At 62.4% G+C, this 25,223-nt stretch carries 19 protein-coding genes and 2 rRNA genes; 17 read left to right on the top strand and 4 right to left on the bottom strand.

Annotated elements, in window-relative coordinates:
- Window positions 1–4 precede the first annotated feature (4 nt).
- Together ACUYMZ_RS19050 and ACUYMZ_RS19045 are read right to left on the bottom strand one after the other, a co-directional pair.
- Window positions 5–1,969 (bottom strand): acyl-CoA dehydrogenase family protein, encoded by a 1,965-nt coding sequence (locus tag ACUYMZ_RS19050; RefSeq protein WP_481605290.1) that lies wholly within the window; start codon window positions 1,967–1,969, stop codon window positions 5–7.
- Window positions 1,970–2,031: 62 nt separating this feature from the next.
- On the bottom strand, window positions 2,032–2,334 hold the full coding sequence (locus ACUYMZ_RS19045; protein ID WP_481605288.1) for a hypothetical protein: 303 nt from the start codon (window positions 2,332–2,334) through the stop codon (window positions 2,032–2,034).
- A gap of 335 nt (window positions 2,335–2,669) precedes the next feature.
- On the opposite strand from ACUYMZ_RS19045, the gene ACUYMZ_RS19040 reads away from it, so the two are divergent.
- The 3 genes from ACUYMZ_RS19040 to ACUYMZ_RS19030 are packed head-to-tail and all read left to right on the top strand — an operon-like array spanning window position 2,670 to window position 8,399.
- Window positions 2,670–4,127 (top strand): DUF3375 family protein, encoded by a 1,458-nt coding sequence (locus ACUYMZ_RS19040; RefSeq protein WP_481605286.1) that lies wholly within the window; start codon window positions 2,670–2,672, stop codon window positions 4,125–4,127.
- A complete protein-coding gene (locus ACUYMZ_RS19035; protein ID WP_481605284.1) occupies window positions 4,120–4,956 on the top strand; it encodes a DUF4194 domain-containing protein in 837 nt (278 codons plus the stop codon). Before ACUYMZ_RS19040 ends, ACUYMZ_RS19035 begins: the two co-directional genes overlap by 8 nt.
- The gene (locus tag ACUYMZ_RS19030) at window positions 4,953–8,399 is read left to right on the top strand and encodes an ATP-binding protein (RefSeq protein WP_481605282.1); all 3,447 of its coding nucleotides are present in this window, start codon (window positions 4,953–4,955) and stop codon (window positions 8,397–8,399) included. Before ACUYMZ_RS19035 ends, ACUYMZ_RS19030 begins: the two co-directional genes overlap by 4 nt.
- A 79-nt stretch (window positions 8,400–8,478) precedes the next feature.
- Here ACUYMZ_RS19030 and ACUYMZ_RS19025 read toward each other — a convergent pair whose 3' ends face one another.
- Complete coding sequence (locus tag ACUYMZ_RS19025) at window positions 8,479–8,982, bottom strand: FBP domain-containing protein (RefSeq protein WP_426004505.1); 504 nt, start codon at window positions 8,980–8,982, stop codon at window positions 8,479–8,481.
- A gap of 480 nt (window positions 8,983–9,462) precedes the next feature.
- Between ACUYMZ_RS19025 and ACUYMZ_RS19020 the strand changes: the two genes are divergently transcribed.
- The 7 genes from ACUYMZ_RS19020 to ACUYMZ_RS18990 all read left to right on the top strand — a co-directional run bounded on the left by ACUYMZ_RS19020 (window position 9,463) and on the right by ACUYMZ_RS18990 (window position 16,487).
- Entirely contained in the window at window positions 9,463–10,536 is a 1,074-nt protein-coding gene (locus ACUYMZ_RS19020; protein WP_426004504.1) for an iron-siderophore ABC transporter substrate-binding protein, read from the top strand.
- A gap of 5 nt (window positions 10,537–10,541) precedes the next feature.
- Window positions 10,542–11,657: a FecCD family ABC transporter permease gene (locus ACUYMZ_RS19015; protein ID WP_481605280.1), complete on the top strand. Its 1,116-nt coding sequence runs from the start codon at window positions 10,542–10,544 to the stop codon at window positions 11,655–11,657.
- A gap of 65 nt (window positions 11,658–11,722) precedes the next feature.
- A complete protein-coding gene (locus ACUYMZ_RS19010) occupies window positions 11,723–12,763 on the top strand; it encodes a FecCD family ABC transporter permease (RefSeq protein WP_481605278.1) in 1,041 nt (346 codons plus the stop codon).
- 1 nt (window position 12,764) lies between these two features.
- On the top strand, window positions 12,765–13,613 hold the full coding sequence (locus ACUYMZ_RS19005) for an ABC transporter ATP-binding protein (protein WP_426004501.1): 849 nt from the start codon (window positions 12,765–12,767) through the stop codon (window positions 13,611–13,613).
- Window positions 13,610–14,665, top strand: a complete 1,056-nt coding sequence (locus tag ACUYMZ_RS19000; protein ID WP_481605277.1) for a siderophore-interacting protein — start codon at window positions 13,610–13,612, stop codon at window positions 14,663–14,665. The genes ACUYMZ_RS19005 and ACUYMZ_RS19000 overlap by 4 nt, the downstream gene beginning before the upstream one ends.
- 170 nt (window positions 14,666–14,835) lie before the next feature.
- Window positions 14,836–15,666: an SGNH/GDSL hydrolase family protein gene (locus ACUYMZ_RS18995; protein ID WP_442424041.1), complete on the top strand. Its 831-nt coding sequence runs from the start codon at window positions 14,836–14,838 to the stop codon at window positions 15,664–15,666.
- Window positions 15,663–16,487, top strand: a complete 825-nt coding sequence (locus ACUYMZ_RS18990; RefSeq protein WP_481605275.1) for an SGNH/GDSL hydrolase family protein — start codon at window positions 15,663–15,665, stop codon at window positions 16,485–16,487. The genes ACUYMZ_RS18995 and ACUYMZ_RS18990 overlap by 4 nt, the downstream gene beginning before the upstream one ends.
- Here ACUYMZ_RS18990 and ACUYMZ_RS18985 read toward each other — a convergent pair.
- Window positions 16,463–16,750 (bottom strand): YciI family protein, encoded by a 288-nt coding sequence (locus ACUYMZ_RS18985; RefSeq protein WP_426004497.1) that lies wholly within the window; start codon window positions 16,748–16,750, stop codon window positions 16,463–16,465. The two genes, ACUYMZ_RS18990 and ACUYMZ_RS18985, sit on opposite strands and share 25 nt — an antisense overlap.
- A gap of 73 nt (window positions 16,751–16,823) precedes the next feature.
- Here ACUYMZ_RS18985 and ACUYMZ_RS18980 point away from each other — a divergent pair, with 73 nt between their 5' ends.
- The 7 genes from ACUYMZ_RS18980 (at window position 16,824) to ACUYMZ_RS18950 (ending at window position 25,143) form a co-directional block, all read left to right on the top strand.
- Window positions 16,824–17,303 carry a MarR family winged helix-turn-helix transcriptional regulator gene (locus ACUYMZ_RS18980; protein ID WP_426004496.1) on the top strand — a complete coding sequence of 160 codons (480 nt, stop codon included), beginning with the start codon at window positions 16,824–16,826 and terminating at the stop codon, window positions 17,301–17,303.
- A 51-nt stretch (window positions 17,304–17,354) separates the two neighbouring features.
- The gene (locus tag ACUYMZ_RS18975; protein ID WP_481605273.1) at window positions 17,355–18,119 is read left to right on the top strand and encodes an SGNH/GDSL hydrolase family protein; all 765 of its coding nucleotides are present in this window, start codon (window positions 17,355–17,357) and stop codon (window positions 18,117–18,119) included.
- Window positions 18,120–18,484: 365 nt separating this feature from the next.
- Window positions 18,485–18,721, top strand: a complete 237-nt coding sequence (rpmB, locus tag ACUYMZ_RS18970; protein WP_021474712.1) for a 50S ribosomal protein L28 — start codon at window positions 18,485–18,487, stop codon at window positions 18,719–18,721.
- Window positions 18,721–18,888 (top strand): 50S ribosomal protein L33, encoded by a 168-nt coding sequence (gene rpmG / locus ACUYMZ_RS18965; RefSeq protein WP_003798558.1) that lies wholly within the window; start codon window positions 18,721–18,723, stop codon window positions 18,886–18,888. Before rpmB ends, rpmG begins: the two co-directional genes overlap by 1 nt.
- Window positions 18,889–18,892: 4 nt before the next feature.
- Window positions 18,893–19,198: a 30S ribosomal protein S14 gene (gene rpsN, locus ACUYMZ_RS18960; RefSeq protein ID WP_021474711.1), complete on the top strand. Its 306-nt coding sequence runs from the start codon at window positions 18,893–18,895 to the stop codon at window positions 19,196–19,198.
- Between the two features lie 687 nt (window positions 19,199–19,885).
- A 16S ribosomal RNA gene (locus ACUYMZ_RS18955) occupies window positions 19,886–21,411 on the top strand.
- A gap of 586 nt (window positions 21,412–21,997) precedes the next feature.
- Window positions 21,998–25,143, top strand: a 23S ribosomal RNA gene (locus ACUYMZ_RS18950).
- Together the 16S and 23S rRNA genes form the textbook arrangement of a ribosomal RNA operon.
- Window positions 25,144–25,223 lie beyond the last annotated feature (80 nt).

Below are 25,223 nucleotides of genomic sequence, written 5' to 3'. Positions count from 1 at the left end.
CGGCCTACCGGTATTTCCGGTGCAGTGTCTCCTTGGTGGACGGGCCATGCGACGCGTCGCTGATCCACGGCCCGGTTCCTTCGGACTGGTCCAGCACCCCAGCCTCAAGCCAGGCGTAATCCCCGGCGAGGACTTTGCGCGAAAAGTGCCGGTCGGCGTCGTCGGTATTGCGCCATAGCTGGTCAAAGTATTCGTCCACCCGGACGCGGGCCTGTTCACAGTACGCCTCGGCCAGCTCGAACGCAGCGGCGCCGTGCGCGGGCTGCGTGCGGAGGATGTGTTCTGCCCGCGTGCAGCAGGCCGCCATGGCAAACAGCTCAGCGCCGATGTCCACGATCCTGCCCAGGAATGCCTGCTTGTGCTCCAGTTTGGCCTGCCACCGGCCCATGGCGTAGAAGGTCTGGCGGGCCAGGCGGCGCGAGGACCTCTCCACGAACCTCAACTGCTTGCCCAACCGTCCGAAGTCCGCGTAGGAACGCGGGTCCATCCCAGCGCCGGCAACCAGTTTCGGCAGCCAGCGGGCATAGAAGCCTGAGGCCCCGACGGCGGCCCTCGCCTTGTCCTGCAGGCTCGCTTCGGCTGAGGCCAGGTCGCCCGCGGCTGCAAGGTGCGCGTCCACGGCCTCGCGGGCAATGAGGAGCTTCATGATTTCGCTGGAGCCCTCGAAAATCCGGTTGATGCGGAGATCGCGGAGAAGTTGTTCGGCAGCAACAGCACGCTCGCCCCTGGCCTCCAGGGAGTCAGCGGTCTCAAACCCGCGCCCACCGCGGATCTGCACCAGCTCGTCGGCGATCCGGCAACTCAGCTCAGTGGACCACAGCTTGGCCAGGGCAGCTTCAATACGGATGTCCTTGGCTCCGGCGTCCGCCATCTCGGCGGACAACTCAAAGACCGCCTCCAAAGCGAAAGCAGTGGCCGCAATGAAAGCGATCTTCTTGCCCACGGCTTCGTGCTGGCCAACGGGCCTGCCCCACTGTGTCCGTGCATTCGACCATTCGCGGGCGATCTTCAGGCTCCACTTGCCGGCGGCAACACAAAGCCCGGGGATGGAGAGCCGGCCGGTGTTGAGGGTGGTCAACGCGATCTTGAGCCCCTGGCCTTCACGTCCCAGGCGGTTGGCAACGGGCACCCGCACCTGATGGAAACGTGTCACGCCGTTCTCAATGCCGCGAAGGCCCATGAACGTATTCCTGTTTTCCACGGTCACACCCGGGGAGTCCATTTCCACGACGAAGGCGGAAATGCCTCCCTTGTGCTCCGTGCCGTCCGGGTCTGTATAGGCGGGAACCCGCGCCATCACCACCACGAGTTCCGCAATGACACCGTTGGTGGTCCAAAGCTTCACGCCGTCCAAAAGGTAAGACCCGCCGTCGTCCGACAGTACGGCAGTGGCGCCCATCCGCGCGGGGTCGCTGCCGACGTCGGGCTCCGTCAGGAGGAACGCCGTCACGGCACCGGCGGCGCAACGCGGCAGGTACGCCTGTTTCTGCTCCGGCGTGCCGAACACCTTGACGGGCTCGGGGACGCCAATGGACTGGTGCGCCGAGATCAGGGCACCGAGGCTCGGGTGCACCGAACCCAGCAGCGCGAGGGCGCGGCCGTAGTACACCAAAGACAGGCCCAAACCGCCGTACTCGCGCGGAATCTTCATGCCGAACACGCCAAGATCGGCCAGACCGGCCATGTACTCGTCCGGCACTTTGGCATCGCGCTCAATCACGCGGCCGGACATGGTCCTGCAGTAGGCCTCGAGCTTGGCCATGAAGTCCTCGCCGCGCTGGACGTCCTCGGCTTTGGCCTGGGGCCATGGGTGGATCAGGCCGATGTCGAAGCTGCCCAGGTACAGGCCTTTGGCAAAACTGGGCCGGTTCCATTCGGTCTCCCGGGCGGCTTCGGCGACGGCCCGGGCTTCCTCTGCTGTGGCGTTGACGCTTGCGGCGGTGAGGCTGCTGTCTGTAGCGGACGTCATTTCATAACTCCTCTAGCCGGGGATGCCGGATGGAGCCAGGGTCCGCCTTGGGTGGGAACCCTTCAGCTGTCCCTCAATGCTACCCGCGGGTAGCTACCGGTGCCAGAGGATACCTGGGGCTGGAATTCGGCGGGAATTTCCACCTGGCCGGCGTGGTGGACCACCCGGTCCCAAGCGAAGTTAATGCCGTCCACCAGGGCACCCAGGACAGCTTTGGCGGCGTACCAAAACAGTCCGAAGACTCCAATGAGGACAATCGTTGCCATTGCTGCTGCTGCAATAAAGGCCACCAAAAGTGCAGCGAAGACCAGCGTTCCAATGAATACGTAGGTGGCAGTTTCCAGCGCCGTGAGATCGAAATTCATGGTTCCCCCTGAGCGACAATGCATGGGTGAACGCGGCGTCGCCGCGTCGATGATCTGACATTAGGGGTGGCAGCGCTTCCCGGCCAGCATGGAATGGCCTTGCAGGGGCGTTGATATGGGATCGAAACCATACTCGGGGGTAGGTAACGGAACGGGCACAGCGGTGGGTGGTTGCGTGGGGTGCCCGGCCTGCCCAACTGGGTCGCAGTTGTGCGCGTTTTGAGCCGTGTAAACGCGCACAACTGCGACTTAGTTGGGTGACGGCGCTCTGCGTTAACCTTGTACGGGGCAGTTTTCGCTGCCGGCAGGGTTTCGCAGCAGCTGAAGGAGAGTAATTGTCCCGTTCAGCCATGTCCTCCGCCGACGCCATCAGCGCCAGGTTGCGGGACCTCGAACACCTCACCAAGGGCCCCGCCTGGGCGTTGACCCGCTCGGCCCCCTGGGTCATCGCGGTCCTCCAGGCCTCCTTCACCCGCACCCGTCCGCAGCTTCCGCTCGAAGAGTTCCACGCCGACGTCGACGCTTTCCTTGAGCAGCTCCGTCGCCAGGAGCCCGGGCTCGGTGGCCAACTGAATGGCAAGGGCTTCGGCGACGAATGGACGCGCAAGCAATTCCTGACCCGGCGTAACCAGTCCGGGCAGATCGTTTACGAAGTCACCGAACCCGCGGCCCGTGTCCTCGCGTTCCTGGACAGTCTCTCCAGTGAGCGGTCCACCCTCAACGGTTCCCGCCTGGGCACGCTCCTGGGCGACGTGGAAAAACTCGCCAACGAGACCAACCCGGACCAGAGCGCCCGGCTCGAAGCCCTGGAGGAAGAAATCCAGGAACGCCGGCAATTGGTACAGGACATTAGCTCGGGCGATTTCGACGGGCTCCTCGATGACGAAGAAGCCGTGGAAGCGGCCGGCAACATCCTCGACCTCGCCGCCAGCCTTCCGGCCGACTACAAGAAGATGCGTGACCGGATCGAAGAACTGGTGGGCGAACTGCGCAACCAGATCATCGAGGAATCGCTCAGCAAGGGGGCCACCATGGCCCAGGTGCTGGAAGCGGACAAACGGCTGCGGCAGAGCCCGGAAGGCCGGACGTTCCGTTCCTTCACCGCTTTCCTCGAAGACCCGCAGCAGCAGCTGCGCTTCCGCTCGGCGATCGGGGAGGTCCTGAGCCGGCAATTCGCCGACGACCTCTCCCACGAAGACCGGGAAACCCTCAAGAACCTCGTCGCGGAACTGCGCTCGCAGCACAGCCAGATCCAGCGGATCTACGGCAAGCTCTCCGAGAGCCTCAACACGTACATCCAAAGCGACGATGTCCGGCAGTCGGTCAGCCTCCGCAAGGTCCTGGCCGAGGCCGAGCAGGCGGTCCGTTCCCTGCCGTACGAACGCGACCGCCCGGACCTGGTTCCGGGGCCTGCCCTGTACAACGCGGGATTCGAGTCGCTGTCCATGGTCAAGCTTTTCGATCCTGACGAATTCGCTGCCCCGCCGCGCCTGGCCGACCCCATCGCCTTCAGCGACTCGGACCGGGTCAAGTCCGCCCGCACCGGCAAGGCGAGGCCCGACGTCGTCCGCGCAGCCATGGCGGGCTCCGCCACCCTGGGCGAGGCATGGGACAACCTGCCCGAAGGGGAGCGGCACATCAACACCGTCCGCTCCCTCCTTTCCATGGCACTGCAAACCGGCGCGGCCTTTGACCGCGCAGCCTGGGAACACATCGACTTCGAACAAATCGACGGCAGCATCCGCACCGCGTACCTGCCGGTCGTCTCGCTGAGCAAGGATTCTGATGACTGAGGAAATCACGACGACGGACCCCACCTCTGAGGAGGATGTCGCCGTCGCAGCTGGTCACGTTGGTACAGGGCCGGCCGAGCACCCGGCGGACCCGTTCCGGGTAACTCCGCGCGATACGTTCGTGGACGGCGCGGCGTTGTTCCCCGGTGACACGGGCGTGCTCCCCATGAAGGTCCGCCATGCGCTCGTGAAGCTTCTTAAGGGCCCCTACATTGATGGCGGCAGAGACGAGAAGCTCTGGACCACGCTCCTGGACAACCAGCTGATTCTCCGCAGCCGCCTCTCAGAGCTGTTCCTCGCCCTTCAGCTGGACCACGACCGCAAGATTGCGGTCCTCAGGCCAGTCGACCCGGACATCATCGGCGCCAGCGCACGGTCAAGCATCCTCCGCCAGCAGCGCGCCCTCAGCCGCGTGGAGACCATTGTCCTGCTGCGCCTCCGCCTCCTCCTGGACCGCCACGTCACAGCCCAGACGGACCCGACCATCACCCGCGAGGAAATCTCGGATCTGGTGGCCAACTACACACCGGCCGGCCAGCAGGATGCGCTGCGCGACTCGGACGTGGTCACCCGCACCATCACCAAACTCCTGGCCCGCCAACTCCTCCTCCCCACCCCGCTGGACGATACCTACACCATCAGCAACGCACTCCCGCTTGCTCTCCCCTTTGAGAACATCGGCGACATCCCGGCCCACATCGAGGCACTCGTAGCGGCAGCGGCGGACGAATCGGGAACGGAGCCTCTCTTGGAGGTCGCCGATAGCGATGCGGGTGGGAACGACGACGCCGAGGGTGGCGCTGACGCAACCGAAGGAGCAGCCAAATGACGATTGCCAGCATGCTCCCGCTCGGAGAACTCACCAACCCGGGCCAGATGCGTCTGGCCCTGGTGCAGGTAGTCAACTGGGGTACGTTCCATGGCGCCCACACCATGCATGTGGATCGCAACGGCACTCTTTTGACAGGCAACTCAGGGGTTGGCAAGTCGACGCTCTTTGACGCGATGCTCCGTGTTTTCGATGCCCGTCCACGCTCGAATGAAGCTGCTGCCCAACGCGCCGGCGGGGCTGTGGAGGACAAGAGGACCACGTTCACCTACATGCGCGGCAAAGTTGGTGATAAGGCCGTTGGTGACAGCTCGGCCAGTGCCTTCCAGCGCCCCGGGGCGACCTGGTCCGCCGTCGCCCTGACGTTTGACAACGCTGCCGGGACCAAGGTGACGGTTTCGGCCCTCTTCGACCTGCCCAAGAACGGCACGGAATCCAGTGTTGGCCGGTTCTACGTGATCGACAGCAAGCCGTTGGACCTGGAAGCAATTGAGGGGATCGCGCAGAAGCGGTTCACCAAAGGGGCTTTGGAGGGGATCTTCCCCGAGGGGCAGGTCTTTGACGTCCACAAAGCGTTCGCCGAGCGTTTCCGCCGGCTCCTGGGCATCAATTCCGACCAGGCGCTCCCACTGCTTCGCGTGATTCAGGCCGGCAAGGGCCTGGGCGGCAGTGTCAACACGTTCTTCCGCGACCAGGTCCTTGATGCCCCGGCCACGTTGGCTGCCGCCGATGACGTGGTGGAAGAGTTCAGCAACCTCATGTCCATCCGGCAGCGCCTGGAGGATGTGCGTCAGCAACGGGACCAGTTGGCCCCCGTTCCCGGGCTGAACAAGGAGTACGCCCAGGCTCTCCTGGATGCGAACCGGCTCCGGGAACTTGCCGGTGAGGAGTTCGAGGCCTACAAGCAGCAACTGGCCGTGTCGGTCCATGCCAGGACCTTGGCCCGCTTCAAGGAGTTGGCCCAGACCAAGGCCCAGGAACTGGCTGCCGAGCGCACCGTTCGCGATGCCCTGGCCAAGGAGTTGCGCGGGCTGGAGTCGGATTACAACAACCGCGGCGGCAACGCGATTTCCGCGATCGAGCAGTCGCTGGAGAATGCCCGGGTCAGCCTTAAGCTGCGCCAGCAGGTGGAGGAATCAGCCCGGCAGGCATTGACGGATGCAGGGCTGAACCTCGAATGGTCCGCGGAGGGGTGGGATCAGGCCCACGAACAGGCCGCTGCCCGGTCCGCAGAGTTGAAAGACGATTCCGAGGCCCTCAAGGAACTCCGTTTTGAGGCTTTCGATGCCCACGCCACCATGAAGCGTGAACTGGCCGCTGCTGAGCAGGAACTGCTCTCGCTGCGGTCGCGCAAGTCCCTGTTGCCGCCGTCGAGTATTGACAACAGGGCAGCCATTGCCGCTGCGACGGGCGTGCCTGAGGAACGGATGCCGTTCGGTGGCGAGCTGATCGACTTGGCCGAAGGGCAGGAGCAGTGGCGCCCCGCCGCGGAACGCGCCTTGCGGAGCCTTGCCACCACCTTGCTGGTCCCCGGCGAGCACTTCGCCGCCGTGACGCGCTACCTCAATGACAACACGGTCAGGGGTGCCCTGCGGGCAGTGGACGTTTCCAAGCCCCTTGCCGGTGGAGCGCTGGCTGTGGAGGACGTGTCCGACGGCGAGCTGTTGACCAAGTTGAGCATCCTCACCCTGGGAGCCAATGCGGAGGCGGGCGAATGGATCCGTGAGCGGATAGCACTGGATTTCGCCTATCCGTGCGTGGAGGATCCAGACGAGTTGGCCTCGCTGGAGAAAGGCCTCAGCCTGGGCGGCGTGGTCAAGCGCAACCGGCACACCGTGGAGAAGGACGACCGCTTCACCAGCCGGCAGGATTACGTGCTGGGCTTCGACAACGCCTCAAAACTCGAACTGGTTGCGGCGAGGGTCGGCGAGCTTCAAAACGGGCTGGCCAAGGCCGCGGAACTCGCCCAAAGCCGCGAGGATTCGCACCAGGGCATGGCCAGGCAATTGGAAGCCCTGCGCAGGGTTGCCGAGGACGAGCGCTCCTGGGAACAGGTCTCCGCATCGGTCGCGGCCGAGGAATTGACCCGGATCGAGCAGCGCCTGGCAGATGCCCTGGCGGCGCAGGCTGACCTCGAACCGCTGCGCACCACCATCGAGGCGGTGCGCGAAAAGCACCAGTCCTCCACAGGAGCGGCGGCTGTCCTGCAGAGCGAATACAAGGCGCTCGACCAGCAGATGACCACAGCTGACGGCCTGCTCGATGCCGCGAGGCTCAAGCTCGAGCAAGCACCGCCGTCGAGCTCCACCGTGGCGGCACTGGAGCCGTACTTTGCCGGCGCCTCCGACGTTGCCGAGTTGTACCAGCTGGACAACCTCGCCAACGGCGTCCGCAACAAGCTGCTGGACGAGCTGCACGCAGCGGAATCGCGCGGCCAGGCCACCGCCGAGCGCCTGACCCGGATCTTCGAGACGTTCGTGCGCGAGTGGGGCAGCGCCATCAGCGCCGACCATGGCACATCGATCGGTGCCGCCGGTGATTTCGAGTCCCGGTACCACGCAATCGTGAGCGACGGGTTGCCCGCGCAGGAAGCGGAGTTCCGGCTGTTCTTCAACCAGCGCACGCATGAATCGTTCAGCACCCTTCTGCACCTGCTGGACGAGGAACGGCGCAGCATTACCAGCCGGATCCTCCCGCTGAACGGCATCTTGTCCGAAGTGAACTTCCACGAGGGCAGCTACCTGGAACTGGACATCAAGCAGACGCTCCCCGCTACGGCAAAGCAGTTCAAGGACGCGATCCAGAGCGCACTGAAGGCCAAACACACGCGACCCTCCAGGGGAGCCGCCGCTGCGGTTGAGGCGGATGAGGACGCTGAGCTGACGGCCCGTTACAAGTCCCTGGAAACCTTGGTCAAGAGGCTCGGTTCGCAGACGCCCGAGGACCGGCGCTGGCGTGCAGAGGTCCTGGATGTCCGTGGGCACCTGTTCATCCAGTGCAAGGAACACCGTGAGGTGACCGGAAAATCAGGCCGGAAGAAGACCGAAGTCTTCATGCACGCCGACACCGGTTCCATGTCCGGCGGCGAGCGTCAGCGTTTCACCGCCTTCATCATGGCCGCCGCGCTGAGCTACCAGCTGGGTATCGCAGAGCAGGGCTTCACCACCTACGGCACCGTGATGATGGACGAGGCTTTCGTGCTTGCCTCCGAGGAATTCGCCGGGGCGGGCATCAAGGCGCTCCATGAGTTCGGCTTCCAGCTGCTCCTGGCGGCCCCGGAGAACGTGATCGACCTTTCACGGCACCTTGGTTCGGTCACGGAAATCCTCCGCGACAAGCGCACCAACCGTTCGGGCGTGCTCACGGCTCCGGTCATCTCGGGCCAGGGCGAGCCGGGAGCGTGGCGTTCGGAAGCCAACCCGGTGGACATCGTGCTCCGCTGACCCCCCGTGCTTACCCAACTGGGTCGCAGTTAAGCGCGTTTAGGGCCGTCTAAACGCGCTTAACTGCTACTTACTTGGGTCAGCGCGTGGAGCCTTGGCGCACCCTGTCCACGAACCGGGCTGTCCGGAATTCCAGGCCGGCGATCTGTTTCCGGACCACGGCCGCGGGATCCGGGTTGATCTCGTTGACCGGAGGTTCTTTGCGGACGTTGTCGCTGCAGTCAAACCCGGCGCAAATCAACGTTCCTACGGTGTTGCCGTCCTTGCCGGACTGCCCGGCCCGCTTCGCGACCCACAGATAAACGTCGGCCTTGGAGAACACGTCCCGGCACAGCTCACAGAGGACTGCGCGGTTCTTGGCCGAGCCACCCTCTGGTGCACGGAGCATTATGCCTGTCAGTTTCCCGTCAATCGGGAGTACGAGGTACCCGCGCTGCGGCATTTTCTCGTCCCGCCAGCCCAGGAACTCCAGCGAATCCCAGTCGATGGACTCGAAATTCCGGGGCAGGTTGAGCTTGGCGGCTTCTGAACGGCTGGCGTTGATGAAGGACGACCGGATTTGTTGGGCAGTAACTTTCTGCATGGCAAAGCTGCTTTCGGAAGATAACGACGGCGGCAGCGCACCTCGCGCTGCTTCATGGCACTGAGGCGTCGGTCGCCTGAAAGCACTTGCGCACGCGCAAGAACCAACGATGCGTTGGCTCTTGCTGCCTATGGCGCTACTTGGAGGATCCCGACGCGAAGGGGTGTGCCAAGCAGGCCAAAGCGGCCACCTCGCCAACCATGGCTGCAGCAACTGGAACAGTGCGCACGCTCATCTCCTTCGTCATTTCCTGAACCGGACCTAAATGGGAGTCCGCTGCCAATCCTGCCAAAGCTTCGCCGACGGTGTCCACCGGAAGGTGGGCGAGGAAGTGGGCGGATGGGGGTGTGAGGTGAGCGAGCAAGCGGCTATTTTCGTCAAATTCGCGTCATGCAAGGATTACGTGATGCAAACGTTTCGTAATTGACCGGAGGGTAGGCTAGCCTTACTTAGGTTCGCATCACTTACTTAAGGAGTCCCGTGGCTACCCTTCTCCCACGCCGCGCCCTGCTGAAGACCGCAGGAACCGCGACGGCCGCTTTGGCCGCCGTCGCCCTTACCCTCACTGGCTGCTCCACCGGCCCCGCAGCCTCCACCTCGGCCACGTCCGAGGCCACCTCCTCCGCTTTCCCGGTCACCATCAAGCACGCCTTTGGTGAGACCACCATCAAGGAACAGCCCAAGCGCGTCGTCACCATTTCGTGGGTCAACGATGACATCGCGATCGCACTCGGTGTGGTTCCGGTAGGCGTTCCCAAGAACGAGTGGGGCAACAACGACAAGGGCTCCACCCCCTGGAAGGACGCTGCACTGGAGAAGCTGGGCGCCGGCTTCGGCACCGACAAGGCTCCGGTCCAGTTCTCCGAGGCAGACGGCATCAACTTCACCGAGATCGCCAAGCTCAGCCCGGACGTCATCCTCGGCGCGTACTCCGGCCTTGAGGAAGCGGACTACAAGAAGCTGTCCGAAATCGCCCCCGTGGTCGCCTACCCGGAGCTCGCGTACGGTACGCCGTGGCAGGAAAGCACCGAAATGATCGGCAAGGCGCTGGGCAAGGAAGCCGAAGCCAAGAAGCTGGTCGAGGACACCGAGGCCACCATCAATGACAAGGTCTCCAAGTTCCCGCAGATCAAGGACAAGACCTTCATCTACGGCAACCTCGAGCCCGCCAAGGGTGACGGCGTGAACGTCTACACCGCTATCGACAACCGCCCCCGTTTCCTCTCCGACATTGGAATGAAGCTCGCCCCGGTTGTCTCGGAAAACACCAAGACCGACCAGGAGTTCTTCATTCCTTGGTCCGCTGAAAAGGCCAACGAGCTCGCTTCCGACGTCTTCGTGACCTGGGTTCCCGACGCCACCACGGCCGAGGCCATCAAGGCTGATCCGCTGCTGAGCCAGATCCCGGCCATCAAGAGCGGGGCCCTGGTTGCCGACTCGGACAACACCCTGACGTTGTCCATCTCCGCGTCCTCGCCGCTGAGCCTGCCGTGGGCGCTTGACACCTTCCTCCCGCAGCTGGGTGCCGCGGCCGAAAAGGTAGCGGGCAAGTAACCGCAATGAAGCAGGGTACGACGACGGCACTTCAGGGACGGGGCCACAGCACCAATGTGCTGGCGGGCCCGGGGGGCATATCTCCTGAGGCTGCGGGAACCGGAGGGGGAACCGGTTCCCGCAGGTCGGCAGGCAAGCGATCAGCCTGGTTGCTGGCCGCCGTCGTCGTACTCGGCATTGCGTGCGTGGCATCCCTGGCTATCGGCGCGCGCGGGCTTCCCCTCCAGACGGTCTGGGAAGCCCTCACCAACTTCAATGCCCAGGACGGCAACCACGCCGTGGTCATCGCGCGTATCCCGCGGACCATCCTTGGCCTCCTGGCCGGCGCCGCCCTCGGCCTGGCCGGTGCGGCCATGCAGGGGGTAGCCCGCAACCCGTTGGCGGACCCGGGCATCCTGGGCCTCAACGCCGGCGCTGCACTCGCCGTTGTCACAGGCATCTACGTCTTTGGCGTCAGCTCCCTGACCGGCTACATCTGGTTCGCTTTCGTCGGGGCCGCAGCGGCCGCCGTCGTGGTTTATGCCATCGCTTCCCGGGGCCGCGACGGTGCGACCCCCGTCAAACTGGCCCTCGCAGGCGCGGCCCTGAGCGCCGGCCTTTTCTCCCTGATGAACGTCATCCTGGTATCGAGCCAGGACACGCTGGACCGGTTCCGGTTCTGGCAGGTAGGCAGCATCGGTGGCCGTGACTGGTCCGTGTTGCTTCCGGCACTGCCGTTCCTTGCGATCGGCGCAGTGATTGTCCTTGCCGGCGGCCGCATTCTCAACAGTCTTGCCCTGGGTGACGACATCGCCCGTGGCCTGGGCCAGAACGTTGGACTGTCCCGGGCAGTGATCGGCATGGGCATCGTGCTGCTGTGCGGGTCCGCCACGGCACTGGCCGGGCCCATCGGCTTCCTTGGGCTGGTCATCCCGCACGCGATCCGGTCACTGACAGGTCCGGACTACCGGTGGATCCTGCCGTTCTCAGCAGTGGCGGCGCCGGTGCTGTTGATCTTTGCCGATGTTGTTGGCCGCGTGATCCTGCTCCCCGGAGAAGTCCCGGCCGGAATCATGACGGCCATGGTTGGCGCGCCGGTCTTTGTCTGGCTCATCCGCCGCGGAAAGAAGGCCGGACTGTGAGCACCCTCAAGCCCACCCCCGAGTTGGCACTTAATGACAATGTTGACCCCAAACACTCTCATCAAATGCCATCTCGCCGCGCGTTCAGCCCCACGATCTTCCTTGCAGCGGCACTCGTGGTGATGTTCGCCGTGTACGTCCTCCTGGGCAGCTACACCGTGACCATCCCCGATTTCTTCACCATTGTCATCAACCACCTGACCGGCGGCGAGAAGATTCCAGGCGCCAGCTTCATCGTCATGGAGCACAAGCTGCCCCGGGCCGTGGTGGGAACCTTGATCGGGTTGGCTTTTGGCCTGGCAGGTGCCCTGTTCCAGACCATGCTCCGGAACCCGTTGGCCAGCCCGGACATCATCGGCATCAGCTACGGCGCAAGCGCCGCTGCCGTCACGGCGATCGTAGTCTTCGGTGCTTCCGGTGCGGTGGTGTCGGGATCCGCGCTGGCCGGCGCCCTGGGCGTCGCAGCGATCATCTATGCCATCTCCCGCGGCACCGGATCCGGTGCTGGTGGCGGAAGCCGCGGCAATGCTGCCGGAAACCGCCTGATCCTGGCCGGCGTCGGCATCGCTGCGGCCCTCCACGCCGTGGTGAACTTCCTGATGACCCGTGCCGATATCCGCACCGCAGCCGACGCCCTGGTGTGGCTCAACGGCTCCCTCAATGCCGCCACCTGGGAGCGCGCAGGAGTACTCTCCGTATCCTTGGTGGTTCTGGTTCCCGCTGTCATAGCACTCGCCGGTCCGTTGCGGATCCTCGAATTGGGTGATGATGCCGCCGCCGGGCTTGGCATCAAGGTCAACGGCGTCCGGCTGGGGCTGGTGCTGACCGCCGTCGGACTCGCCGCCGTCGCCACCGCCGCAGCCGGTCCCGTGGCGTTCGTAGCTTTCCTGGCCGGGCCGATCGCCCGCCGCATCGTCCGCAAACCAAGCCTCCCGGCGTCGGCCCTTACCGGTGGGTTGATCGTCCTGGCCGCCGACTTCTTCGCCTCCAACCTCGCTCCCGTCATCCTGGACGGAACCGTCCTCCCGGTCGGCGTCATCACCGGCGCTCTCGGTGCACCCTTCCTGTTGTGGCTCCTGCTCACGTCAAACCGAAAGGAGGCCTGACATGGCCATCCTTAATGCCAAAGACCTGACGCTCCAATATGAGCAGCGCAAAGTGGTGGAAGGGCTGTCCACCCAGATCCCCGAGGGCAAGGTGACCATGATCGTGGGGGCCAATGCCTGCGGCAAGTCCACTCTGCTCCGGGGGCTGTCCCGGTTGCTGAAACCAGCCGGCGGTGCGGTCACGCTCGATGGCAAGGACATCCATTCCCGCCCCGCCCGTGAACTTGCGCGCACCCTCGGCCTGCTCCCGCAGCACCCCACCGCGCCGGACGGCATTACCGTGCGCGACCTCGTGGGACGCGGCCGGTACCCGCACCAGGGTTTCTTCCGCAGTTGGAGCGCCAACGACGACGCCGCGGTGCAGCGCGCGCTCGACGCCACGGGAACGCTGGAACTGGCGGAGCGGAGCATCGACGAGCTGTCCGGCGGACAGCGCCAGCGCGTCTGGATCGCCATGGCCCTTGCCCAGGAAACCGAAGTCCTCCTCCTGGACGAGCCCACCACGTACCTTGACCTCGCCCATCAGGTGGAAGTCCTGGACCTGGTCACCGACCTGAACCGCACCCGCGGAACCACCGTTGCGATCGTGTTGCACGACCTCAACCTCGCTGCACGCTATGCGGACCACGTGATCGCCATGAAGGGCGGATGCATCGTGGCCGAGGGGCCCGCACCCGTGGTGGTCACCGAGGAACTGGTTCACACCGTTTTCGGTCTGGAATCCCGGGTTGTTCCGGATCCCATTTCCGGGACGCCGCTGATCGTTCCCATCGGACGCCACCACGCCGTGGCCCCGCAACCGACTGAACACCACGCCCGCCACGCCAACGAACTGGAGATTGCCTCATGAGCACACAACCCGCCCGTACCCAGGCCGGTGCAGCAGTGGAACCCATGACCCTGGCGTTCGATGTCACGGTGACCGCGGTCCAGGAACTGAGCCCCAACTTCCGGCGCATCACGTTCGGCGGCTACTCCCTGCGTGACTTCGGCGTGGCCGGCGACACCTTGGACCTGCGCGTGAAGCTCATGATCCCCTCCTTCGATGAGGAGGGCCGCATCGTCCCGTTGCCGGAGTTCAAGATGGAGGAGGCCGGCTGGTACCAGGAGTGGCTCGCCATGGATCCCTCAGTCCGTGGGGCAATGCGGACCTACACCGTCCGGTCCGAGCGCCTGGACGCCGTGTACCCGGAGATCGACATCGACTTCGTGATGCACTTTGACGACGAAGGCCACGGCGGTCCGGCGGCCAACTGGGCTGTCGCCGCCAAGCCTGGCGACGCGCTCACCATCATCGGACCCAACAACCGTGCCGCCCAATGCACCACCGCCGGTGCCTACGGCGGCATCGAATGGCGTCCGGGCCTGGCGCAGCGCGTTCTCCTCGCCGGCGACGAAACGGCTGTACCCGCCATCAGCGCCATCCTCGAAAGCCTCCCCGCCGACATCACCGGCCACGCCTTCCTGGAAGTTCCCGAGGCCGGCGACTTCCAGGACATCACCACGGCAGCCGACGTCGAAATCACATGGCTTGCCCGCGGCGCGGCGATCGGCCGCTCCCGCCCCCACGGCGAGCTCCTGAAAGAAGCCGTGGCCAAGGCCGTGCCGGTTCCCGGCTGGGTTGGCTTGAAGGGCTCCGATACGGCGGCCGGCCCCGAGCCGGAAGACGTCAACGTGGACCAGGACATCCTGTGGGAAACCCCGCAGCGCATGGACGCCGCGGCCATCGAAGCCACCAAGAACCCCACCCTTCCTTCCGGGGCATTGCCGTTCTACGCCTGGATCGCCGGCGAAGCCTTTGTCATCAAGGAAATGCGCCGCTACCTGGTGCGGGATGTTGGCATCGACCGGAAGCAGGTTGCCTTCATGGGCTACTGGCGCCGGGGCAAAGCAGAAGGCTGATCCCCCTTCCCAGCGGACGCTCTCTCACTTAAACCCCCTTTCGGGCAAACGCTCTCTCACTCCTTTCGGGGAAGTGAGAGAGCGTTTCCGTAAAGGGGGTGTTTTGTGAGCGAGGGTTGGTTTACCTGCGGTTGGTCCGGGCTTAACCACGGGCGGGTAGCTTCGGTGGGGTGCGGGAGGAATTCAGGCGCGGGAACAACGCTCGACGGCGGTATGTCGCCTTGGGAGACTCCTTCACCGAGGGCGTGGGGGACACCAGCACGGTCCTGCCGAATGGTGTCCGCGGATGGGCGGACCGCGTGGCCGAGAAACTGGCCAAAGCCGAACCGGGCTGGGAGTACGCCAACCTCGCCGTGCGAAGCAAGCGTCTGCGCCAGATCATCGACGAGCAACTGGAACCGGCATTGGCCATGGAACCAACCCTGGTCACGCTTTATGCGGGCGGGAACGACATCCTCGATTTCGGCACCGACATGGAAGCCCTGCTCAACGACTATGAACTCCTTGTCGCCCGGCTGGCCGGGACCGGAGCCACGGTGGTCCTGTTCACCGGGTTCGACGTCAAAGTGTCAGCCGTCCTTGAACCGTTCCGCAAACGCAACACCCTCTATAACCAGCGCGTCCGTGGCATCGCTGCCAAGTACGGCGCAGTGCTGGTGGACTACTGGTGTTTTGAGGCATACCACGACCCCCGGATGTGGTCCTCGGACCGGCTCCACATGTCCAAAGCCGGCCATAAGTACCTTGCTGCACAGGTCCTGGACCATCTGGGTGTTCCGCACAAGATCTCTCCCAAGGAGTGGGACCCTCCCGCCAGGGTGGGTATCAGGGAGTGGGAACGACGCCAGCGGCGCTGGGTAAACGACTGGGTGTTGCCGCTGTTCGGACGGAAACTCCGCGGCGTCACCTTGGGCGATACCCTGAGTGCCCGCTGGCCTGAACCCGTAAAGGTGCCGCGCAAAGGCGGGCTGAAAAAGCTCATGGAAGAGGCAACCAGATGACCGGGCCCATCCGATACGTGGCACTTGGCGATTCCTTCACGGAAGGCGTTGGCGACCACGACCTGCGTCTGCCCAACAACTGCCGCGGCTGGGCAGACCGGGTGGCCGAAGAACTCGCCCGCCAGGACCCGTCAACTACCTACGCCAACCTCGCCATCCGCGGCAGGCGCCTGCAACGGATCCTCGACGAACAAATCGAACCAGCCCTGGCCATGAAGCCCACTCTGGTCAGCTTCTATGCCGGCGGGAATGACCTCCTGATGGTACGGCTCAACATGGCCGCACTCATCAGGAACTATGAGAAAGCAGTCCGACGGCTCAAGGACAGCGGAGCTACCGTACTGCTCTTCACGGGCTACAACGTTCCATTGTCACCACTGCTGGAGCCGCTCAAACTCCGGACCGCGGTCTACAACCGGCACATCAGGCGCATCGCGGCGGAGCAGAACACCCTCCTGGTGGACTACTGGTGTTTCGAAAAGTTTCAGGATCCGCGCATGTGGTCGCCGGACCGCTTGCACATGTCGACCCCCGGGCACAGCTATATGGCCAAGAAGGTGCTGGAAGTACTCGGGGCGCGGCACACGCTGGCGTCGCCGGTGTTCGCGCCGCCGCGTGCGCGGACCCTCACCGAAAACATCGTCGACGACGTCAGCTGGCTCAGGCGCGACGTTGGACCTTGGTTCCTGCGCCGGCTCCGCGGTGTCTCCAGCGGCGACCGGCTCGGTGCACGGTGGCCCGAGCCCATGCCTGTAGTTCTTCCGGAGCGGCTGGGCACTGCGAAAGCACGGCAGGCTCAGGTGTCCAGCAGGTTTTCGTAGCCCTCTGCGACGCTCGTAGCCGTGAACTCGATGACCTCGAATTCAGCGACACCGTTGATGTAGAACGGGTCCTTGGCCAGGGACGCGTCCAGCGTGGCCCGGTCGGCCTTGGACAGCAGCACGCCTCCCACCGCTGGGACGCGACGTCCGGACGCAAGGAACACACCGGCGTCGAACGCGTCCTTAAGCCAGGCCATGTGGCCGGCGCGGTGGAAGTCCACGGTTTCGTCGGGCACTTTGTAGGTCAGGGAGACAACGAACATGCGGCCAGCCTACCGTTTGGGCGGCATGGGCGGCATGGGCGGGCCAAACCCGGGATTCTCCTAAGATGGAGCCATGACTGAACCCCGCTGGCTTAATGCCGAGGAACGCCGTGCCTGGCTTGCCCTGCTGAGCATCAACACCCTGCTTCCTTCGGCATTGGATACGCAGCTTCAGTCCGCGGGGAAGCTCTCCCTTTTCGACTACAACGTCCTGGCCATGCTGTCCGAAACCGACGGCCGCTACCTGCCCATGAGCGAACTTGCCGCCCGGACCAGCGCCTCGCTCTCCCGCCTGTCCCATGTGGTCACCAAACTGCAAAAGCGCGGGTGGGTGGAGCGGCAGGCGCACCCCGGTGACGCCAGGGTCACGGTAGCCCACCTCACCGACGCCGGCATGGCCACCATCGTGTCGCTGGCTCCCGGGCACGTGGAATCGGTGCGGACCCTCATGCTCGACTCATTGACTCCCGACGACGTGGCGGACCTTGCCCGCATCGGCGAGAAGATCGTCGCCCGCTTGGACAACAACCACTGGATCCTCCGCGATTCCTGACCGGCAGCGCCTGCTTTGTGGCCCTGAGCACCCAGATGGCAGACTGGCGGCATGGATTTTTCTGCCCGATACGTTGCCTTGGGGGATTCGTTCACGGAGGGTGTCGGTGACGCCGACCCCACTCGCCCCAACGGCGTCAGGGGTTGGGCGGACATCGTGGCGCAGCAGCTGGCGCGCAGCAACGACGGTTTCGGCTACGCCAATCTCGCCATCCGCGGCCGAAAGCTCCGCCGGATCATGGCAGAACAGGTGGCTGCCGCCGTCGAACTTAAACCCACGTTGGTGACGCTGTACGCCGGGGCCAACGACATCCTCCGCCCGAAAGTCAGCATTGACTCGCTTTTGGAGGATTACGACGCCGGTATCGCCCGGTTAAGCGCCACCGGCGCCACCGTGGTGCTCTTCACGGGCTTCGACGCCAAGGGTTCGAAGGTATTCAGCACCATGCGGGGACGGACGGCGATCTACAACGAACTTGTCCGCGAAATCGCGGAGAACCACGGCGCCCTGCTGGTGGATTACTGGCGGTTCGACGAATACGACGACTGGCGCATGTGGGATACCGACCGGATGCACATGTCGTCGGCCGGTCACTTGAACATGGCCAAGCGCGTGCTGGACGTCCTGGAGCATGAGCACGTCATCGACGTTCCGGAACTGGCGCCCCTCAAACTCCTGAGCAGGGCCGAAACCCTGCGGTCCAATGCCCAATGGGTCCGGGAGTTCGCTGCGCCATGGGTGGTCCGCAGGGTGCGCGGCACATCGTCCGGTGACGGCCTCAGTCCCAAGTACCCGCAGCTCATCCAGCCTCGCTAGGCGCGTCGGCTTTGAGCCGGGCGATCCCGGCCTATCATGCCTGATTGGTCTTAATTTGGCGCGCCCCGTAGAATAGTTAGGCGCCAGGTAGTGCGGAGCGTGTGCAATTGCTCCGGTTGTCGGTGAATGTCGGTCTGACCGACGTCCCGGGGGCCGGTAGTTAGGGGCTCAAGTTGCGTGCATTCCTGTATTCGCCCGGTATCCCAGGATCTGATCCAGTGTCTTCCACTGCCCGGTTCTGAGGCCAGCCTTCTTCGCCGCGTTTCCCGCGGATTCGGGGAACGCACCGGATGCGGACACCGCCTGTCGCACGGTATCGCAGGAACATCTGCACGCCGTTTTCATTCAAACTTTGGAGGAGAGTCATGGCAGCACACTGCCAGGTGACCGGAGCCGAGCCGGGCTTTGGACACAGCATTTCGCACTCGCACCGCCGCAACAAGCGCCGGTTCGACCCCAACATCCAGAAGAAGCGCTACTGGGTTCCGTCCCTGCGCCGCAACGTCACCCTGACGCTGTCGGCCAAGGGCATCAAGGTAATTGACGCACGTGGCATCGACGCGGTCGTCGCCGACATCCTGGCACGAGGAGTGAAGCTCTAATGGCAAAGGACAAGGACGTACGTCCGATCATCAAGCTGAAGTCCACCGCGGGCACGGGCTACACCTACGTTACGCGCAAGAACCGCCGTAACGACCCCGACCGCCTGGTCCTCAAGAAGTACGACCCCAAGATCCGCCAGCACGTCGAATTCCGAGAGGAGCGCTAAACACATGGCAAAGAAGTCCAAGATTGCTCGCAACGAGCAGCGCAAGGTCATTGTTGAGCGCTACGCTGCCAAGCGCCTCGAGCTGAAGAAGACCCTGGTTGACCCCAACGCGTCTGACGAAGCCCGCGAAGCTGCACGCCTCGGCCTGCAGAAGCTGCCCCGCAACGCCTCCCCGATCCGTCTGCGTAACCGCGACCAGATCGACGGCCGTCCCCGCGGCACCTTCCAGAAGTTCGGTATCTCCCGCGTTCGCTTCCGCGACATGGCTCACAAGGGTGAGCTGCCGGGTATCACCAAGTCTTCCTGGTAAGCACCAAGCTCTGAAAGGGCCGGTAACCGTTATGGTTGCCGGCCCTTTCGGCGTTTAAGCCACCCCCGCGGACGCTCTCTCACCTATCGCCCGTGTTGGTCGGACGCTCTCTCACCTATCGCTCGTTTTGGGTCGACGCTCTCTCATCTATTGCCCGTGTTGGGCCGTCGCTCTCTCACCTGTGTTGGCTTTTGGGCCGTCGCTCTCACTTCCCGGCGCGTTGTGTGGGGTGTTTTGGGGTGTGATGGGGTTCACGGGTTGTGGATTTGTTTGTGGTGTTGGGGGTGTGTAAAGTTATTCGAGTTGCCGCCGCTGATGCGGGTTTGAAGGCGACGATCTCCCTTTTGAATGGCCGGTTTCCGGTGGTGCTTTGGTGTGCTGTCGGGGTTGGTGGGGGCTTGGGCTGGTTTGCTTTGTGGGGCTGGTTCGGGTAAGTTTGAAAAGTTGCTCCGGAGCGATCTGCTGGCCTGTGTGGTTGGTGGTGGTGCTGGTTTGTGACCTGTTGTTTGAGAACTCAATAGTGTGCCAAGTTTGTTGATACCGATTGTTTTTTGATTGGTTGGATTTTGCCGGGCCGCCGTGCACCCCCGTGTGTGGTGGTTTGGTTTTCAGCTGGTTTCAGATTTTTGCATGGCTTCTCCTGTCTTTTTCCGGTGGGGGTTGTTGTGTTTTCGTTTTTGTTTTACTTTGACGGAGAGTTTGATCCTGGCTCAGGATGAACGCTGGCGGCGTGCTTAACACATGCAAGTCGAACGATGATCTCCAGCTTGCTGGGGGGATTAGTGGCGAACGGGTGAGTAACACGTGAGTAACCTGCCCTTGACTCTGGGATAAGCCTGGGAAACTGGGTCTAATACCGGATATGACCATCTGGCGCATGTCATGGTGGTGGAAAGCTTTTGTGGTTTTGGATGGACTCGCGGCCTATCAGCTTGTTGGTGGGGTAATGGCCTACCAAGGCGACGACGGGTAGCCGGCCTGAGAGGGTGACCGGCCACACTGGGACTGAGACACGGCCCAGACTCCTACGGGAGGCAGCAGTGGGGAATATTGCACAATGGGCGCAAGCCTGATGCAGCGACGCCGCGTGAGGGATGACGGCCTTCGGGTTGTAAACCTCTTTCAGTAGGGAAGAAGCCTTTCGGGGTGACGGTACTTGCAGAAGAAGCGCCGGCTAACTACGTGCCAGCAGCCGCGGTAATACGTAGGGCGCAAGCGTTATCCGGAATTATTGGGCGTAAAGAGCTCGTAGGCGGTTTGTCGCGTCTGCTGTGAAAGACCGGGGCTCAACTCCGGTTCTGCAGTGGGTACGGGCAGACTAGAGTGCAGTAGGGGAGACTGGAATTCCTGGTGTAGCGGTGAAATGCGCAGATATCAGGAGGAACACCGATGGCGAAGGCAGGTCTCTGGGCTGTAACTGACGCTGAGGAGCGAAAGCATGGGGAGCGAACAGGATTAGATACCCTGGTAGTCCATGCCGTAAACGTTGGGCACTAGGTGTGGGGGACATTCCACGTTTTCCGCGCCGTAGCTAACGCATTAAGTGCCCCGCCTGGGGAGTACGGCCGCAAGGCTAAAACTCAAAGGAATTGACGGGGGCCCGCACAAGCGGCGGAGCATGCGGATTAATTCGATGCAACGCGAAGAACCTTACCAAGGCTTGACATGGACCGGAAAGACCTGGAGACAGGTGCCCCGCTTGCGGCCGGTTTACAGGTGGTGCATGGTTGTCGTCAGCTCGTGTCGTGAGATGTTGGGTTAAGTCCCGCAACGAGCGCAACCCTCGTTCTATGTTGCCAGCGGTTCGGCCGGGGACTCATAGGAGACTGCCGGGGTCAACTCGGAGGAAGGTGGGGACGACGTCAAATCATCATGCCCCTTATGTCTTGGGCTTCACGCATGCTACAATGGCCGGTACAAAGGGTTGCGATACTGTGAGGTGGAGCTAATCCCAAAAAGCCGGTCTCAGTTCGGATTGGGGTCTGCAACTCGACCCCATGAAGTCGGAGTCGCTAGTAATCGCAGATCAGCAACGCTGCGGTGAATACGTTCCCGGGCCTTGTACACACCGCCCGTCAAGTCACGAAAGTTGGTAACACCCGAAGCCGGTGGCCTAACCCTTGTGGGGGGAGCCGTCGAAGGTGGGACCGGCGATTGGGACTAAGTCGTAACAAGGTAGCCGTACCGGAAGGTGCGGCTGGATCACCTCCTTTCTAAGGAGCTGCTAACAACTTGCCGGTGCCCCTGTAGGGGGTGTTGGTGGTTGTCAGTGTTGCCCATTGCGCAGGCGGATGTTCTGCGGTGGGTGCTCATGGGTGGAATATCAACGAATCATTTTTTGTGGTGGCATGGTTTTTGCTGCTGGTGTTCTGGTGTTAGTACGGCGGTCCTGCCCTTTTGTGGTGGGGTTGTTTGGAAGGTGCCGGGGTGTTGGTGGTGGGGGTTGTGTTTGGCGCACTGTTGGGTCCTGAGGCAACAGGACCTTCACGCAGCTTTTTGCGGGGAGACACGTTTCTGGTGTTTCTTTGTTTTCCTGCGGCCGTTTCCTTGTCACACGGGTACCCCTCTTTTTTGTGGGGTTGTGTGGTGGGGGTGGTTGTTGGGGTTGTTGTTTGAGAACTACATAGTGGACGCGAGCATCTGGACGCATGCACCTGTTGGGTGTGTGTGTTCGTAGCAATTTCTTTGATTTAGAACCTGGGACTGCTGCCTGCCTGTTGGGTGGGTGGTGGTTTTCCTGTGGTTCTCTCGAATGGATTCAAGCATCAGCCAGGCCCCTTGGTGGGGTTTGGTGTGTGTGGTCTAGTTTTTAAGGGCGCACGGTGGATGCCTTGGCATCAGGAGCCGAAGAAGGACGTAGGAATCTGCGATAAGCCTGGGGGAGTTGATAACCGAGCGGTGATCCCAGGATGTCCGAATGGGGAAACCCCGCATAACGCTGTGAGGTGATTGTGTGACCCGTACCTGAACTCATAGGGTGCGTGGGGGGAACGCGGGGAAGTGAAACATCTCAGTACCCGTAGGAAGAGAAAACAAGAGTGATTCCGTTAGTAGTGGCGAGCGAACGCGGATGAGGCTAAACCGACCCATGTGTGATAGCCGGCGGGCGTTGCGTGGGCGGGGTTGTGGGACTTGCTGTACTGGTTCTGCCGGACCGGTGGGGTGAGAGTGCAGGTATAGGTGAACGGTCTTGAAAGGCCGGCCAGAGAGGGTGTGAGTCCCGTAACCGTAATGTTGTGCACCGCCTTTGGTGAGGATCCCAAGTAGCACGGGGCCCGAGAAATCCCGTGTGAATCTGTCAGGACCACCTGATAAGCCTAAATACTTCCTGATGACCGATAGCGGACCAGTACCGTGAGGGAAAGGTGAAAAGTACCCCGGGAGGGGAGTGAAACAGTACCTGAAACCGTGTGCTTACAATCCGTCAGAGCAGCCTTGTTGTTGTGATGGCGTGCCTTTTGAAGAATGAGCCTGCGAGTTAGTGTTACGTCGCGAGGTTAACCCGTGTGGGGCAGCCGTAGCGAAAGCGAGTCTGAACAGGGCGTTTGAGTGGCGTGATCTAGACCCGAAGCGGAGTGATCTACCCATGGCCAGGTTGAAGCGACGGTAAGACGTCGTGGAGGACCGAACCCACTTCAGTTGAAAATGGAGGGGATGAGCTGTGGGTAGGGGTGAAAGGCCAATCAAACTCCGTGATAGCTGGTTCTCCCCGAAATGCATTTAGGTGCAGCGTTGCGTGTTTCTTGCCGGAGGTAGAGCTACTGGATGGCCGATGGGCCCTACAAGGTTACTGACGTCAGCCAAACTCCGAATGCCGGTAAGTCAGAGCGCAGCAGTGAGACTGTGGGGGATAAGCTTCATAGTCGAGAGGGAAACAGCCCAGACCACCAACTAAGGCCCCTAAGCGTGTGCTAAGTGGGAAAGGATGTGGAGTTGCTTAGACAACCAGGAGGTTGGCTTAGAAGCAGCCATCCTTGAAAGAGTGCGTAATAGCTCACTGGTCAAGTGATTCCGCGCCGACAATGTAGCGGGGCTCAAGTACACCGCCGAAGTTGTGGCATTCACGCATTACCCGAGCCTTCGTGGTTCAGGGGTGTGGATGGGTAGGGGAGCGTCGTGTGGGCGGTGAAGTCGCGGTGGAAACCAGCGGTGGAGCCTACACGAGTGAGAATGCAGGCATGAGTAGCGAAAGACGGGTGGGAAACCCGTCCGCCGAATGATCAAGGGTTCCAGGGTCAAGCTAATCTGCCCTGGGTAAGTCGGGACCTAAGGCGAGGCCGACAGGCGTAGTCGATGGACAACGGGTTGATATTCCCGTACCGGCGAAAAACCGCCAATACTGAGCGGGGGATACTAACCACCCCCCACCTGGCCGGATCACCACTTGTGGTGTGATGGTTGTGGTGGTGGCTGGGACCTGATCCCGGGAGGTAAGCGTATTAACAGGTGTGACGCAGGAAGGTAGCCGGGCCGGGCGATGGTAGCCCCGGTCCAAGGATGTAGGGTCAGGGATAGGCAAATCCGTTCCTGTGTGCTTCGAGCACGCTCCTGAGATCTGATGGGACCCCCGTTCGGGGGGATCCGGTGATCCTATGCTGCCTAGAAAAGCATCGACGCGAGGTTTTAGCTGCCCGTACCCCAAACCGACACAGGTGATCAGGTAGAGAATACCAAGGCGATCGAGAGAATTATGGTTAAGGAACTCGGCAAAATGCCCCCGTAACTTCGGGAGAAGGGGGGCCTGCCCCGTGAAACGACCTTGCGTTGTGGAGCGGGTGTGGGCCGCAGAGACCAGGGGGAAGCGACTGTTTACTAAAAACACAGGTCCGTGCGAAGTCGCAAGACGATGTATACGGACTGACTCCTGCCCGGTGCTGGAAGGTTAAGAGGACCGGTTAGCCACCTCGCGTGGCGAAGCTGAGAATTTAAGCCCCAGTAAACGGCGGTGGTAACTATAACCATCCTAAGGTAGCGAAATTCCTTGTCGGGTAAGTTCCGACCTGCACGAATGGAGTAACGACTTCCCCGCTGTCTCAACCATAAACTCGGCGAAATTGCAGTACGAGTAAAGATGCTCGTTACGCGCAGCAGGACGGAAAGACCCCGAGACCTTTACTATAGTTTGGTATTGGTGTTCGGAGTGGCTTGTGTAGGATAGGTGGGAGACGTTGAAGCCCGGACGCCAGTTCGGGTGGAGTCATCGTTGAAATACCACTCTGGTCACTTTGGACATCTAACTTCGGCCCGTGATCCGGGTCAGGGACAGTGCCTGATGGGTAGTTTAACTGGGGCGGTTGCCTCCTAAAGAGTAACGGAGGCGCCCAAAGGTTCCCTCAGCCTGGTTGGCAATCAGGTGTCGAGTGTAAGTGCACAAGGGAGCTTGACTGTGAGAGAGACATCTCAAGCAGGGACGAAAGTCGGGACTAGTGATCCGGCGGTACATTGTGGAATGGCCGTCGCTCAACGGATAAAAGGTACCTCGGGGATAACAGGCTGATCTTGCCCAAGAGTCCATATCGACGGCATGGTTTGGCACCTCGATGTCGGCTCGTCGCATCCTGGGGCTGGAGTAGGTCCCAAGGGTTGGGCTGTTCGCCCATTAAAGCGGTACGCGAGCTGGGTTTAGAACGTCGTGAGACAGTTCGGTCCCTATCCGCTGCGCGCGCAGGAAATTTGAGAAGGGCTGTCCTTAGTACGAGAGGACCGGGACGGACGAACCTCTGGTGTGTCAGTTGTACTGCCAAGTGCACCGCTGATTAGCTACGTTCGGATGGGATAACCGCTGAAAGCATCTAAGCGGGAAGCTCGCTTCAAGATGAGATTTCCACACACCTAGCGTGTGAGAGGCCCCCAGCCAGACCACTGGGTTGATAGGCCGGACGTGGAAGCGAGGACCAAAGACTCGTGAAGCTGACCGGTACTAATAGGCCAACAACTAACACCACACACTTGCATGCACGCGTCCACTATGTGGTTCCCGAACAACAACCCGTTCAGGAAAACCAACCACAACCAAATAACAACA

The organism is Arthrobacter sp. T572, from assembly GCF_056780115.1.
Note: the sequence above shows the minus strand (reverse complement) of the source record. Positions and strands in the feature narration are given on the sequence as shown.